General features: G+C 72.9%; 13 protein-coding genes. 8 read left to right on the plus strand and 5 right to left on the minus strand.

All coding sequences use genetic code 11. The features are described from left to right. Positions 1 to 160: 160 nt before the first annotated feature. Complete coding sequence (locus OHA03_RS13070; RefSeq protein ID WP_267003853.1) at positions 161 to 2,047, plus strand: alkyl/aryl-sulfatase; 1,887 nt, start codon at positions 161 to 163, stop codon at positions 2,045 to 2,047. Positions 2,048 to 2,140: 93 nt separating this feature from the next. After that, the gene (locus OHA03_RS13075; RefSeq protein WP_267003855.1) at positions 2,141 to 3,223 is read left to right on the plus strand and encodes an NAD(P)-dependent oxidoreductase; all 1,083 of its coding nucleotides are present in this window, start codon (positions 2,141 to 2,143) and stop codon (positions 3,221 to 3,223) included. On the opposite strand, the gene OHA03_RS13080 is transcribed toward OHA03_RS13075, so the two are convergent. After that, complete coding sequence (locus tag OHA03_RS13080; RefSeq protein ID WP_267003858.1) at positions 3,214 to 4,329, minus strand: sensor histidine kinase KdpD; 1,116 nt, start codon at positions 4,327 to 4,329, stop codon at positions 3,214 to 3,216. The two genes, OHA03_RS13075 and OHA03_RS13080, sit on opposite strands and share 10 nt — an antisense overlap. Beyond that, positions 4,326 to 5,138, minus strand: coding sequence for a response regulator transcription factor (locus OHA03_RS13085; protein WP_267003860.1), 813 nt, complete (start codon positions 5,136 to 5,138; stop codon positions 4,326 to 4,328). Before OHA03_RS13085 ends, OHA03_RS13080 begins: the two co-directional genes overlap by 4 nt. Positions 5,139 to 5,252: 114 nt before the next feature. On the opposite strand from OHA03_RS13085, the gene OHA03_RS13090 reads away from it, so the two are divergent. The 3 genes from OHA03_RS13090 to OHA03_RS47825 all read left to right on the plus strand — a co-directional run bounded on the left by OHA03_RS13090 (position 5,253) and on the right by OHA03_RS47825 (position 7,527). Then, positions 5,253 to 5,987: a glycosyltransferase family 2 protein gene (locus OHA03_RS13090; RefSeq protein WP_267003862.1), complete on the plus strand. Its 735-nt coding sequence runs from the start codon at positions 5,253 to 5,255 to the stop codon at positions 5,985 to 5,987. Then, complete coding sequence (locus tag OHA03_RS13095; protein WP_267003864.1) at positions 5,984 to 6,655, plus strand: DUF2064 domain-containing protein; 672 nt, start codon at positions 5,984 to 5,986, stop codon at positions 6,653 to 6,655. Before OHA03_RS13090 ends, OHA03_RS13095 begins: the two co-directional genes overlap by 4 nt. Before the next feature lie 92 nt (positions 6,656 to 6,747). Continuing rightward, on the plus strand, positions 6,748 to 7,527 hold the full coding sequence (locus OHA03_RS47825) for a methyltransferase domain-containing protein (protein ID WP_323181329.1): 780 nt from the start codon (positions 6,748 to 6,750) through the stop codon (positions 7,525 to 7,527). Positions 7,528 to 7,882: 355 nt separating this feature from the next. Here the strand turns inward: OHA03_RS47825 and OHA03_RS13110 are convergent, their stop codons facing one another. Beyond that, entirely contained in the window at positions 7,883 to 9,178 is a 1,296-nt protein-coding gene (locus tag OHA03_RS13110) for a molybdopterin-dependent oxidoreductase (protein WP_267003867.1), read from the minus strand. Between the two features lie 175 nt (positions 9,179 to 9,353). Between OHA03_RS13110 and OHA03_RS13115 the strand changes: the two genes are divergently transcribed. Together OHA03_RS13115 and OHA03_RS13120 are read left to right on the plus strand one after the other, a co-directional pair. Next, a complete protein-coding gene (locus OHA03_RS13115; protein WP_267003868.1) occupies positions 9,354 to 10,757 on the plus strand; it encodes a hypothetical protein in 1,404 nt (467 codons plus the stop codon). A 62-nt stretch (positions 10,758 to 10,819) separates the two neighbouring features. Continuing rightward, positions 10,820 to 11,671 carry a GNAT family N-acetyltransferase gene (locus OHA03_RS13120; RefSeq protein WP_267003870.1) on the plus strand — a complete coding sequence of 284 codons (852 nt, stop codon included), beginning with the start codon at positions 10,820 to 10,822 and terminating at the stop codon, positions 11,669 to 11,671. A 12-nt stretch (positions 11,672 to 11,683) separates the two neighbouring features. Here OHA03_RS13120 and OHA03_RS13125 read toward each other — a convergent pair whose 3' ends face one another. Then, positions 11,684 to 12,073, minus strand: coding sequence for a hypothetical protein (locus OHA03_RS13125; protein ID WP_267003872.1), 390 nt, complete (start codon positions 12,071 to 12,073; stop codon positions 11,684 to 11,686). A gap of 172 nt (positions 12,074 to 12,245) precedes the next feature. Continuing rightward, the gene (locus OHA03_RS13130) at positions 12,246 to 12,977 is read right to left on the minus strand and encodes an alpha/beta hydrolase (RefSeq protein ID WP_267003874.1); all 732 of its coding nucleotides are present in this window, start codon (positions 12,975 to 12,977) and stop codon (positions 12,246 to 12,248) included. A 97-nt stretch (positions 12,978 to 13,074) separates the two neighbouring features. On the opposite strand from OHA03_RS13130, the gene OHA03_RS13135 reads away from it, so the two are divergent. After that, entirely contained in the window at positions 13,075 to 13,575 is a 501-nt protein-coding gene (locus OHA03_RS13135) for a peroxiredoxin (protein WP_267003876.1), read from the plus strand. Positions 13,576 to 13,701 lie beyond the last annotated feature (126 nt).

The raw sequence follows: 13,701 nt of genomic DNA on the forward strand, positions 1-13,701 counted from the left end.
CCCAAATAGTCGTGTACCGACGGACTTTTACGGACTGAAGCGTCCTGCGGTACGGGGCCGGGACGGCGCTTCACGTGCCCCGGGAGGGATTCGTGGGCGACGCCATCGGTCAGATGCCCAGCTCGGCGGCTGGTATCGCCATCGGCCCCAGGAGATCAGCATGACCACAGCCGCCGCATCGGGCACACCTGCCGCTCCGGTCACGCCGGACTTCGCGGATCGCACCGATTTCGAGAACGCCGACCGGGGCTTCGTGGCCGGCCCCTCGTCCACGACCATCACCACCGACGACGGACGCATGGTGTGGGACTTCGCCGGCACCGCTTTCCTGGAGGGGGACTGCCCGGACACCGTCAACCCGAGCCTGTGGCGGCAGTCCCAGCTGTGCGCCCGCGCCGGCCTGTACCGGGTGACCGACGGCATCTACCAGGTCCGCGGCTTCGACATGTCGAACATGACCCTCGTCGAGGGCGACACCGGTGTGATCGTCGTCGACCCGCTCGCCTCCGCCGAGACCGCCGCGGCCGGCCTCGCGCTCTACCGCGAGCAGCGTGGCGACCGCCCGGTCACCGGCGTGCTCTTCACCCATTCGCACGTCGACCACTTCGGGGGCATCCACGGCGTCATCGGCCGGGCCGAGCAGGCCGACGGCGTACCGATCCTCGCCCCGCAGGGCTTCATGGAGCACTCGGGCACGGAGAACCTGTACGCCGGTACGGCCGTGCGGCGGCGCGGCGCCTACTGCTCGGGCAGGAACCTCGACCGCGGCCCCACCGGTCTGGTCGGGACGGGCCTCGGCTTCACCACCTCCACCGGAACTCCCGGCCTCCTCCCGGCCACCATCGAGATCACCGGCACCGGGCAGGTCGAGACGGTCGACGGCGTGGTGTTCCACTTCCAGCTGACGCCCGGCACCGAGGCACCCTCGGAGATGAACTTCCATCTCCCCGAACACCGCGCCCTTTGCATGGCCGAGAACGCCACCCACACCCTGCACAACATCCTGTCGCTGCGCGGCGCCGTGGTCCGCGACGCCCGGACCTGGTCCCGCTGCCTCGACGAGGCCGTCCAGCTCTTCGGCTCCGAGAGCGACGTCCTCTTCGCCTCCCACCACTGGCCCACCTGGGGCACGGAGCGGCTCACCGCATTCCTGTCCGCGCAGTGCGACCTGTACGCCTATCTGCACGACCAGACCCTGCGCCTGGCCAACCAGGGCCGCACCGCCGCCGAGATCGCCGAGGTGATCGAACTGCCGCCCGGCCTCGCCCGCCCCTGGCACGCCCGCGGCTACTACGGTTCCGTCAGCCACAACGTGAAGGCGATCTACCAGCGCTACCTGGGCTGGTACGACGGCCACCCCTCCTCGCTGTGGGAGCACCCGCCGACCGAGTCCGCCCGCCGGTACGTCGACTGCATGGGTGGCGTCGACGCGGTGGTCGCCCGCGCCGGGGAGTACGTCTCCGACGGCGATCTGCGGTTCGCCGCCCAACTGCTCAAGCACGCGGTCTTCGCGCAGCCCGACCACACCGGGGCCAAGGAACTGCTCGCCCGGACCTTCGAGCTGCTCGCCCACGGGGCCGAGAACGCGATCTGGCGCAACTGCTACCTCATGGGCGCCCTCGAACTGCGCCAGGGCGTCACCGGGGCCGCCCCCTCCACCGGAAGCATGCCCGACACACTGAGCGTCGAGCAGATCTTCGATGCGCTCGCCATCCGCATCAACGGCCCCGAGGCATGGGACCACCGGGCCACTCTGGACTGGCACTTCACCGATCTGGACGAGCAGTTCCGCACCAGCCTGCGCAACGGCGTCCTCGTGCCGACGAGGATGGATCCGGCGGACGCCGCCGTCGGCTTCGAAGGCGCCCCCGGCTTCGAAGGCACCCCCGCCGACGTGACGTTCACCCTGACCCGGCCGCAACTGCCGGACCTGCTGGCCGGGAAGGGGCTCGACACCATCGAGTACACCGGGGACATCGGCGCGCTCCGGACCCTGGTCTCGGTCCTGGACACCGCCGACCCGGACTTCCCCGTCGTCACGCCCTGACCGCGCGCGATCCGGTGATCCTGATTCTTACGCTCCGGTGACGTGCCCGTACGGCGCCGCAGCGGAGCGCGCCCGGGGACCTAACGTGGCGTCATGCGCGTACTGCTCACCGGCGGAGCCGGGTTCATCGGGGGACACATCGCCGAGGCGCTGGTCGCGCGCGGCCATGAAGTGGTCGTGTTCGACGCGCTGCTGGAGTCGGCGCACGGTGGGGGTGCCCGCAGCGGCCGGGAAGGAATGATCGTCGCCGATGTACGGGACCGGGACGCCGTGGCCGATGCGCTGCGGGGCGTCGACGCGGTGTGCCACCAGGCCGCGATGGTCGGCCTGGGCAAGGACTTCGCGGACGCCCCTGAGTACGTCGGCTGCAACGACCTGGGGACGGCGGTCCTGCTGGCGGAGACGGCCCGCGCCGGGGTGGGCGATCTGGTGCTCGCCGGGTCGATGGTCGTGTACGGCGAAGGGCGGTACGACTGTCCCCGGCACGGGCAGGTCCGGCCCGGGCCGCGAGCCGTGGACGATCTGGCGGCGGGCCGGTTCGAACCGCGCTGCCCGCGTTGCGGGGCCGAGTTGACCCCGGGCCTGGTCGCCGAGGACGCCCCGGCCGACCCGCGCAATGTGTACGCGGCGACGAAGCTCGCCCAGGAACATCTCGCCGCCGCGTGGGCGCGGGCGACGGGCGGCCGGGCGACGGCCCTGCGGTACCACAACGTGTACGGGCCGGGGATGCCGCGCGACACCCCGTACGCGGGTGTCGCGTCCTTCTTCCGCTCGTCGCTGGCCAGGGGCGAGGCACCGCAGGTCTTCGAGGACGGCTGCCAGCGGCGGGACTTCGTCCACGTACGCGACGTGGCGGCCGCCAACGCAATGGCGCTGGAGGCCGTGCGGGAACGGGCAGCCGGCAGCTTCACCGCGTACAACACGGGCAGCGGCGAACCGCACACCATCGGCGAGATGGCCACGGCACTGGCCTGCGCGCACGGCGGCCCGGCACCGGAGATCACCGGTGGGTACCGGCTCGGGGACGTACGCCATGTGACGGCGGACTCGCGCCGTCTGCGCGACGAGCTGGGCTGGCGGCCGGAGGTGGGGTTCGCGGAGGGGATGAAGGAGTTCGCGGGGGCGGAGCTGAGGTCGGGCCCGGCGGGCGGTCGAGGACGGCCCGCTCATGCCTGAGCGGCCGCCGGGAGGGTGACCTCGAAGCAGCAGCCGCCCGTGACGTTGCGGACCTCCGCCCGGCCCTCGTGCGCCTCCACGATGCCGCGGACGATCGCCAGCCCGAGTCCCGCACCGGCGGGTGGCGTACGGGCGTGGCTGCCGCGCCAGCCCGTGTCGAAGACTCTCGGCAGGTCCTCCTCGGGGATGCCACCGCAGCCGTCCGTCACCGAGAGCACCACCCCGCCGTCGGCGCGGTGAGCGGCCACCGCGACCGTGCCGTCGGCCGGGGTACGGCGGATCGCGTTGATCAAGAGGTTGCCCAGGACCCGGCTCATCTCCTTGCTGTCGACCTCCACCGGCACGGCGTCGATACGGTCGCCGACCAGCCGCACCCCGTGCTCGCGCGCCAGCGGGTCCGCGCCCGCAAGGGCGTCACCGACCAGGTCGTACACGGAGATGCGGGTGGGGGTCAGGGTGAGCGATCCGGCGTGGATCCGGGAGAGTTCGAAGAGGTCGCCGACCATGTCGTTCATGCGTTCCACCTCGGTCCGTATCTGCCGCAGGTAGCGGCCGGAGTCGGCGGCCATGCCGTCCTCCAACGCCTCCGACATGGCCCGCAGCCCGGCGAGCGGGGTCCGCAGATCGTGCGAGATCCATGCGACGAGCTCACGGCGCGACGTCTCCAGTGCGCGTTCGCGCTCCCGGGAGCTGTCCAGCTTGGCGCTGGTGGCCGCCAGTTCCTTTGCCAGGTGGGAGAGTTCGGCGGTCGCCTGCTCCTCGGGGGCGGCGAACGTGCCGCCGTCGCCGAACGAACGGGCCGCGAGCGCCAGGTCCCGGCTCCTGGCCGCGACCCAGCGGCCCAGCAGCATCGCGGTGGCGAGGGACACCACGGCGGCCATGGCGACGACGGTCGTGACGACGGTCAGATCGTGCGCCGACAGGAACATCGCCCAGGCGACCGCGAGGGTCCCGGCGAGCATCGCGGTCACGGCGACGGCGGCGACGACGGCCAGCGACACGACGAGCGAACGGTGCCGGAAGACGCGCAGGACCAGTGCGCCGAGAAGCCCGGCCGCCGCGGCGCCCAGGAACGCGAAGAGCGCGATGAGGAGCAGGTCGGTCATGAGGGGTCCGCCTCGGTGGTCGGGGCGCCCGGCGGGGCGGCTTCCGTGCCGCCCGGGCGGGCCGGGACGGGGGCCGGGTCCAGGCGGTAGCCCAGCCCCCACACCGTCTGGATCAGCTGCGGACGGGCCGGATCCGTCTCGACCTTGCCGCGCAGCCGCCGCACATGGACCGTCACCGTCGACAGGTCCCCGAAGTCCCACCCCCAGACCTCCCGCATCAGTTCCTCCCGGGTGAACACCCGGCCGGGGTGGCGCAGGAAGAAGGCCAGGAGGTCGAACTCCCGGAGGGTGAGGGCGAGCTCCCGGCCGTCCCGCACCGCGCGGCGGGCCGCGGGATCGAGACGGAGTCCGGCGCACTCCAGCGGGGCCCGGGCGGCGTCCGCGCCGGGCGCCGCTGCCCGGCCCCGGCGCAGCACCGCGTCGACGCGCAGCACGAGCTCGCGCGGGCTGAACGGCTTGGTGACGTAGTCGTCCGCGCCCGTCTCCAGGCCCAGGATGCGGTCGTCCTCGTCCCCGCGCGCCGTCAGCATGATGACCGGCACACGGCCGTGCGCCCGCATCCTGCGGCAGACCTCGAAGCCGTCCATGCCGGGCAGCATCAGGTCGAGGACGACCAGGTCCGGCCGGCGCGCCGTGAAGCACTCCAGCGCCGCGGGACCGTCGCCGGCCCGCCGGACGTCGTAGCCCGCCCGGTCCAGATAGCCGACGACCACCTCGGCGACCGTCGGATCGTCGTCCACGACGAGGACATGGCCGCGCGGAACGCCGGGGGCGGTGCCGGAACCCGGGGCGTCCGGGATGTTCTCCATACAGCCACTCTGGCATCCCGGTTGCCGGGAGAGCCGGTCGGCGGTCCGCCGAAGGGCCGACGTCCGGCTTTCGTAAGAACCGGAAGCCCGAAATGCCGGTTTCCGCTCCGTAGGGTGAGCAAGGTGACCGACTCCTTCCGCACTCAGTCCCCGCGCGCCGATGTGGTGCTGCCCTGTCTGAACGAGGTCGCGGCGCTGCCCCGGGTACTGGCCGGCATCCCGTACGGCTGGCGCGCCATCGTCGTCGACAACGGCTCCACCGACGGGTCGGCGGACCTCGCCCGCTCCCTCGGCGCGACCGTCGTGCACGAGCCGCGGCGCGGCTTCGGCGCCGCGTGCCATGCCGGTCTGCTCGCCGCCGGGGCGGAGTTCGTCTGCTTCTGCGACTGCGACGGTTCCCTCGACCCGGGGCTGCTGCCCGGCTTCGTACGCCGGATCGCCGACGGGGAAACGGATCTGCTGCTGGGCCGCCGGCGCCCCGAGGGCCGCGGCGCCTGGCCCCTGCACGCCCGCGCCGGGAACCTGGCGCTCGCCCGCATGCTGCGCCGCCGGACGGGCCTGCGCCTGCACGACCTCGGTCCGATGCGGGCCGGGCGCCGGGCGGACCTGCTGGCACTGGACCTCACCGACCGGCGCAGCGGCTACCCGCTGCAGATGGTGGTGCGCGCGTCGGACGCCGGGCTGCGGGTCACGGAGACGGACGTCCCCTATCTCCCGCGCACCGGCAGATCCAAGGTGACCGGCACCTGGCGGGGAACCTGGCAGGCGGTACGCGACATGCGCGCCGTCCTGCGCGAGCCGCCGGAACGGACCTCGGCGCGGGCGGTACGCCCGGGGGCGTCCCGATGAGCGTGGCGCGCGCCCGCCGCGGCGTGGCGACCGGCCCCACCACCCTCCTCGTGATCGCCAAGGAACCGCTGCCCGGCCTCGTCAAGACGCGGCTGACCCCGCCCTTCACCCCTGCCGAAGCCGCGCAGCTCGCCGAGGCCGCGCTCAGAGACACGCTGCGCACGGCGCTCTCCCTGCCGGTCCGGCGGCGCGTCCTCGTGCTCGACGGACAGCCCGGTCCGTGGCTGCCGTCCGGCATCGAAGTCGTCGCGCAGTCCACCGGCCGCCTCGACGAGCGGCTCGCGGCGGCGTTCGGCGGCTGTGCCGGACCGGCGCTCCTCATCGGCATGGACACCCCTCAGATCACCGCCGCCCATCTGACGCCCGCGCTCTCCCCGGACGCCTGGGACGGGTGCGACGCCTGGTTCGGGCCCGCCGACGACGGCGGCTTCTGGGCGCTGGGCCTGGCCGCACCCGACCCGGACCTGGTGCGCGGCGTGCCCATGTCCGCCCCGGAGACCGGCGCCGTCCAGCGGCGCCGGCTCGTCGACGCGGGGCTGACCGTGCGCGATCTGCCGCCGCTGCGCGACGTGGACACGGCAGCGGACGCCGCGCACGTCGCAGCCGCCGCACCGCACGGGCAGTTCGCCGCGACCCTCGCCCGGCTGACCGGGGCGGCGACCCGATGAGGGGGACCGTTCCGAACCACTCGGTGCTGACTCCCGTGCCCCCGGACACCCGGCACCCGGACACCGACCACCCCGGCACCACGCATCCGGACATGGTCCCGTGGAGCACCGACCCGTACGCCAACGCGCTGCGCAACGGCCACGGTCCGCTCTTCCTCCGCCGCACGGACGGCTGGCTGCTGCCCCTGGACGTCGAGCGCTGGTGCGGAGGCGCCGACCCCGCCGACCTGTCCGCGCTGCGCCGCTGCGAAGGGCCGGTCCTCGACATCGGCTGCGGGCCCGGCCGCCTCGTCGCGGAACTGGCCGCCCGCGGCCACCGTGCGCTCGGCATCGACGTCAGCGAGACGGCCGTCGACCACACGCTGCGGATCGGCGGCTCGGCGCTGCGCCGTTCCGTCTTCGACCCGCTGCCCGGCGAGGGCCGCTGGGGCACCGTCCTGCTCATCGACGGCAACATCGGCATCGGCGGCGACCCGCACGGCCTCCTGCTGCGCACCGCGGAGCTGCTCGCCCCCGGCGGTCTGCTCATCGCGGAGACCGTGTCGCCGGACATCGACGAGCGGGTCCAGGTCCGGTTGTACGACGGCCGCCAGGTACCGGACGGGGCCGGCGGGCCGGACCGTACCGATGCCGGGGACGGGCACTTCCCGTGGGCCCGGATCGGCACCCCTGCCCTGCTCCGGTACGCGCAGCCGAACGGCTGGCACCCGGTCGATCAGTGGGTGGCGGACGGCCGCCCCTTCGTCGCCCTGCGCCGCGACCGGAGGGTCCGGACCGTGAGCCAGAGCGCCGACACCGCGAACAGCGCAGCCGTGATCAGCAGCCAATTCCCGAGGAAGACGTCGGGGGACAGCCCGCTCGCCGGCTCGTAGTGCTTCGCCTGCCGGGTGATCAGCGGGAACCACATCAGCAGGAGCAGCCCGGACAGGAAGGCCGGTACGCGGACGAAGTTGACCAGGCCGGTGCGCGGCCCGAGCGCCATGCGTACGGCCCGGTCCGCCGTCGCGTACACCGGCAGCAGCACCAGATCGTGCAGCAGCGCAGCCCCGACGAACCACACCGCCACGGCGAACGTGTCCCCCTCCAGCAGCCGCACCCCCGCATAGCCCGCGAGCGCGAACGTGGCGGCCAGCAGGACGAGGTGCAGCGGCCCTTCCCCGTACCAACGCCTGAGGACCGCACCCGGCCCGGTCGGCCTCGTCCGCTTCGCCCGCTCATCGCTCCGTCTCATCGCAGCTCTCCGAACGTCAGCCGGGTCACCCATTTGGTGTTCAGCACACCGGGCGCCGCCGGCACGATGATCCGTGCCGGGAACCCGTGATCCGGCGACAGCGTCTCGCCGTTGACCTCCAGCGCCAGCAGCGAGCTCGGGTCACGCACCTGGTTGTCCCGCAGTGCCGCCTTGCGGAACGGTCCGCTGCGCTGCACCGACTCGACCAGCACCCCCGGCGGCCGGTCCGGATACCCCGCGAGCGCCGCCAGGTCCCGCAACCGCACCCCGCGCCACCACTGGTCCGAGGTCGACCAGCCCTCCACGCACGCGATCGGCAGCGCCGCGCTGAACTGGTCCATGGCCAGCAGCTGCTCCCGGGTGAACGTGAGTTCCCCGGCAGCGCCTTGGACGGTCAGCCGCCACCGTTCCCCCGTGTCGGCCGGGGTGACCCGGACGGACGCGGCCGTCTTGTTGATCTGGAACCCGTTGGGTCCCGATCCGGGGTCGGCGACCCCGCGCGGGGTGAGGAGAGCGGTGCTCCGCAGCGCGTCGAAACTCCGGCCCACCGAGGTGACCAGCAGAAGCAGCGATCCGGCGCCCACCATGGCGAACGCACCGCGCCGGGAGATGGTGGGCGCGTCGGGGGCGGGGGCTGCCAACTCGTCCACCTCACCACGCAGTTCCCCGCTGCGCAGCACCCGTACGGCCCGTGGGAGCTTCAGCCCGACATGGGCGACGAACCCGGCGAAGAACACCCACGCGCCGTAGAAGTGCAACGGATAGAACGACCCCGGAAACACGTACTCCACCTGGATGTTGAGCAGCCCCGTGATGAACTCGAACAGCGCCCCGCCGACGAACAGCAGCAACGAGACCCGTTCCAGCGCGTGCCCCACCGACCGGGCCGGTGGCAGCGCGAAGAGTTTCGGGATCACCGACCACAGCTTCGCCAGCAGCACCGGTACGAGCACGATGCCGCCCGTGACATGCACTCCCTGGTCCAGCCGGTACAGCCAGTGCGGTCCGGTGGGCCAGGCGAAGAGGTAGAACCCCAGCAGCCCCTTGTCCGGCGTCTTGTCGTTGACCGCGGCGAGATCCGGGTTGTACGCGGCGTACGACAGCAGACCTGTCACGAACACCAGCGTCAGCCCGACGAGGAGGACGAGCCCGAGCACTGCCGTGAACCGGACACCGCGCACCGGGCTGCGCCAGAATCCGGGCGCGGAAGGCAGCCGTTCCCGGACCCGTGACCGGTCCGGGAACGACGGGAACGGGAAGCGGGATGCTCTGCCGTGACGTGTGTCGCCCATGCCCCGAAGCTATGCCCGGGCTGCCGGGCCCGGGTCCGCACGACTCCTGACGAAACGCTGACGTCACTCCCCGCGACGGCCAACCGGACCAAGATCTCCGGGCCGGATCTGACAGTTCGGTGACGTGGCCCGGTGGCACCGCCCGCAGCCGCCCCACCCTGCATAGCGTGCCTGCGTGAAGACCGAGGAACGCACCACCGGCCACCACCCCCCGCAGCAGCGCACCACCGGCCGCCGCGGCGATCTGATCGCCGCCGCCGCGGGTGTCCTGCTCGTCACCGCGGCAGTCCTGATCGGGCGCGCGATCCAGGACGCCCACGGAACCCTGGTCGCCCACTGGCCGCCCCTGCTGGCGTCCTGGTATCCGCACACCGGCCCCGGCACTCCGGCCGCCGTCGTCGTCGCCGCGGCCGTCGTCGCGTACGGGCCGGGCCTCGCCGGCCGGCTGCCCTGGCGGGGCCTGCTCGCCACCGCGTGGGGCACCTCCCTGGCCTGGATCCTCTCGCTGGCGATGATCGACGGCTGGGGCCGGGGCATCGCCGACCGGCTCACCACGAAGCACGAATATCTCCAGGTCATCGGCCGGTTCGGCGACATCGGGACGGCCCTGCACGGCTTCACCGGTCACATCCTGATCGGCCGTCCGGACAACTGGCCCGCGCATGTCGCCGGTCATCCGCCGGGCGCGACACTCACCTTCGTCCTGCTGGACCGGATCGGACTGGGCGGCGGCGGATGGGCCGGTGTCTGGTGCATCGTGCTCGGCGGCTCGGCGGTGGTCGCGGCGCTGATCGCGGTGCGCGCCCTGGCCGACGAACGCCTGGCGCGGGGCGCCGCGCCGTTCCTGGTCCTCGCGCCGATGGCGGTCTGGACGGGGGCCTCGGCGGACGGCTACTTCGCCGCGGTCGCCGCATGGTCGGTCGCGCTCCTCGCCCTGGCCGCGACGCGACGGCCCCACAGCCCCCGCCCGGCCGCCGCGGCCGCCGCCCTCGGTTCCGGGCTGCTCTACGGCCTGACCTGCTACCTCTCGTACGGTCTGACGCTCATCGCGCTCCTGCTCCTCACCGTCCTCCTCCTGACCCGCACGGCCCGCCCCGTGCCCCTCTTCCTTCTCGGAGCGCTCGTGGTCCCCGTCGCGTTCACCCTGGGGGGCTTCAACTGGTGGGAGGGGTACCGACTGCTGGTCGAGCGGTACTACCAGGGGGCGGGCGGGATCCGTCCGTACTCCTACTGGGTCTGGGCGAATCTCGCGGCCACCACGGTCTCCGCCGGTCTCGCCACGGTCGCCGGCCTCCGCCGGGCCGCGGGCGGCGCTCCGGGGTCCGTACGCGCCCTGCGCACCGGCACCACCTCCGCCCGGCAACGGCTGATCCTGCTCACCCTGGCCGCGCTCCTCGCTCTCCTCGTCGCGGATCTGTCCGGGATGAGCAAGGCGGAGACGGAACGCATCTGGCAACCGTTCGTCCTCTGGCTCCTGCCCGCCGCCGCGCTGCTTCCCCCGGACGCCCGCCGCGGCTGGCTGACCGCACAGGCCGTCGTCGCCCTGCTGGTCAACCACCTGCTCTGGACCGGGTGGTAGCGCAGTGGCGAATGGCCGAACAGCCGCCCTTGAAGCGATCACGTCCCGGGTACAGGTGCCCCGTGCCGACATTCGAGATCACCACAGCAAGCGCCGACGACATCGAGATGCTGGGCGAGTGGGCCCACGCCGAGGGCTGGAACCCGGGCCGGACCGACAGCCACGCCTTCTTCGCCACCGACCCGCGCGGCTTCCTCATCGGCCGGCTCGACGGTGCGCCCGTGTCCTCCGTCTCCGTCGTCCGGTACGGCTCCGGCTTCGGGTTCCTGGGCTTCTATCTCACCCGCCCGGAACTTCGCGGCCAGGGTTACGGCATCCAGGTCTGGCGCGCCGGAATGGACCGGCTCGCCGGGCGCAACGTCGGGCTCGACGGCGTCGTCGCCCAGCAGGCCAACTACCGGAAGTCCGGGTTTCGTTCTGCCTGGACGAACATGCGGTGGGTCGGCCGGCCGGCCGCGGACATCGCCGTACCGCCCGGGCTCACGCTCGTCGACGCCCGCTCGCTCCCCTTCGACCGGCTGGCCGTCTACGACCGCCGCTTCTTCCCCGCCGAGCGCGACAGCTTTCTCGCCCCGTGGATCGCCGCCCCCGGACGCACCGCCCTCGCCGCCGTCGGTGACGACGGGGAGTTGCGGGGGTTCGCCGTGATGCGCCCCTGCCGTACGGCGTCACGCATCGGCCCCCTCCACGCTTCGTCGCCCGAAGTCGCCGCCGTCCTGATGAGCGCGCTGTCGGCCACCGCACCGGACACCGAGATCGCCGTCGACGTACCCGACATCAACCCGGCGGCGGTCGTGCTCGCCGAACAGCTGGGCCTCGCTCCGTCGTTCGAGACGGCCCGCATGTACACGGGCCCGATGCCGGACGTCGATCACACCGGGCTGTTCGGCATCACCAGCCTGGAGCTCGGCTGACCGCTGGGCCCGCTATCGCCGGAGCTTCGCCAGCACCCGGTCGCGGAGCAGTTCGTACTCCTCGCGCAGCCGTACGATCTCCGCCGGCCGAGGTATCACCGTGCCGCCCGAGACGATCTCCTCCGGCCCGAACTGCTCCCGTGTGAGGTCGATCTCCACACCCATGCCCAGCCGGTTCCACCAGTGGAAGTCGGTGCGTTCGCCGTCGACCCGGACCTCGCCGCGGATCAGCTCGCCACCCAGCAGGTCGTTGAGCACCATGGCGGTGACACCGCACTGGTCGCGGGCCGGGTTGTCGGCCGTCCAGTTCGGCCGGTGGCCGGGTGTGGCCGTGTCGGCGCCCCAACTGGCACGGACGGCGGCTTCGATGTCGGCGAGAAGCAGTGGCTTCGAGGACTCCATGACACCGATCCTCGCAGCGACCACTGACAACACCGCTGGAAAGTGTCCTGCTCCGGGGCCGGAAGCCGGGACCGTGAAGCCGGCACCGCGATGTCGTCGCCACGCCTGGGGCCTCTCGTTCGGATCATGCTGGGCTCGCAGGGGCCGGCACGCACATCTGCCACGCGGTACGTCACGAGGGGCGCACGGCCGCGGCGTCGCCCCCGGCGCGCAGCCGGTCGTAGTCCAGCGTGCCGTCCGACGCCGGTGCGTCCAGCGGCAGCCGGAGGGCGGCGTCGACCGCCGCCGGGAGCGCGGACAGTCCCAGCAGGCCCCTCACCAGGCCGGTCGTCATCGTGTGCCACGCCCGGGCCCGGCGGAGCATCGCATGGTCGCTGGCGCGGATCGTCACCAGACAGGAGCGGGCACCGGCCCGGCGGGCACGGGTGGCGAGGGACTGGGAGGCTTGAGGGCTCGTCACACGGTCACGGCTGCTGTGCAGCAGAACGACGTCCCGGTCCGCGAGTTGGGTGACCGGATCACCGGGCGGACACCACGGCGCAAGGCCGACCACTCCTCGTACCAGGGGATGCCCGGCCGCGCGCAGGGCGGCCCGGGCGCCCATCGAGTGCCCGACGAGCACGACCGGCACCTCGCCGAACTCGCGCCGCACGCCGTCCAGCGCCCGTACCGCATCGTGCAGGGCATCCTCCCGGGACCCGTTCCACCCGCGGTGCCCGTACCGGACCTCCCGTACCGCCACGTCCACCGGTTCGTCCCGGGTCACACGGACCACGCCCCGCGCGAACGGCCGCATGCGCAGGGACGGAAGGTTCAACGGCCCGGGCGGGGGCGGCCCCAGCCCCGTCTCGCGCCCGCCGTGCAGGAGGAGCACCGCCGCCGACGGTGGTCGCCGATCCGCCATGCGTACCTCCTGGTCGCGGAAGCCACCACCGTACCGAGCATGCTGTACCGAGACATCGCCGTATGCCGTACACCCGTCGCACACAAGGGGACCCGCCATGGGATCGTCACCACAAGTCGGCCGGCCCGTACCGGACTTCACGCTGCCGGGCGGAGCGCTCGCCGGAGACACGTTCGAACGCAGCGACTACACACTCTCGGACGCCCGCGGCCGTACCGTCGTTCTCGCCTTCTACCCCGGCGACAACACGACCGTCTGCACCAAGCAGCTCTGCTCGTACTCCTCCGGCATGGAGACCTTCACCGGTCTCGACGCGGAGGTCTGGGGAATCAGTCCACAGGGTGTGGACAGCCATGAGTCGTTCGCCCGCACATACGGTCTGCGGATGCCGCTGCTCGCGGACACCGGGCGGGAGATCGCCCGGGCGTACGGGATCACGGCGCCCGGGATCGGGGTACGCCGAGCCGTGTTCCTGATCGGGCCGGACGGAGTGCTCCGGTGGAAGCATGTCGCGGTCCTCGGGGCCACCTTCCAGTCCCTGGACACGCTCGCCGAGCACATCGCCGGCATCAAGGGCCCGACGGGCGGATCCGCTTAGCCCACCCCCGAGCAGCCGGCCGACGGCAGGACCGGGACCCGGCTGACGGCGTTCCCCACCCCACGTGCCCGGCGGTGGGCAACAGACCGCCGGGCACGGCTGCGTCCGGGCCCCGGCAGCCTCCCG

The sequence above is a fragment of the Streptomyces sp. NBC_00154 genome (genome assembly GCF_026342835.1).
In the GTDB taxonomy this organism is placed as follows: domain Bacteria; phylum Actinomycetota; class Actinomycetes; order Streptomycetales; family Streptomycetaceae; genus Streptomyces.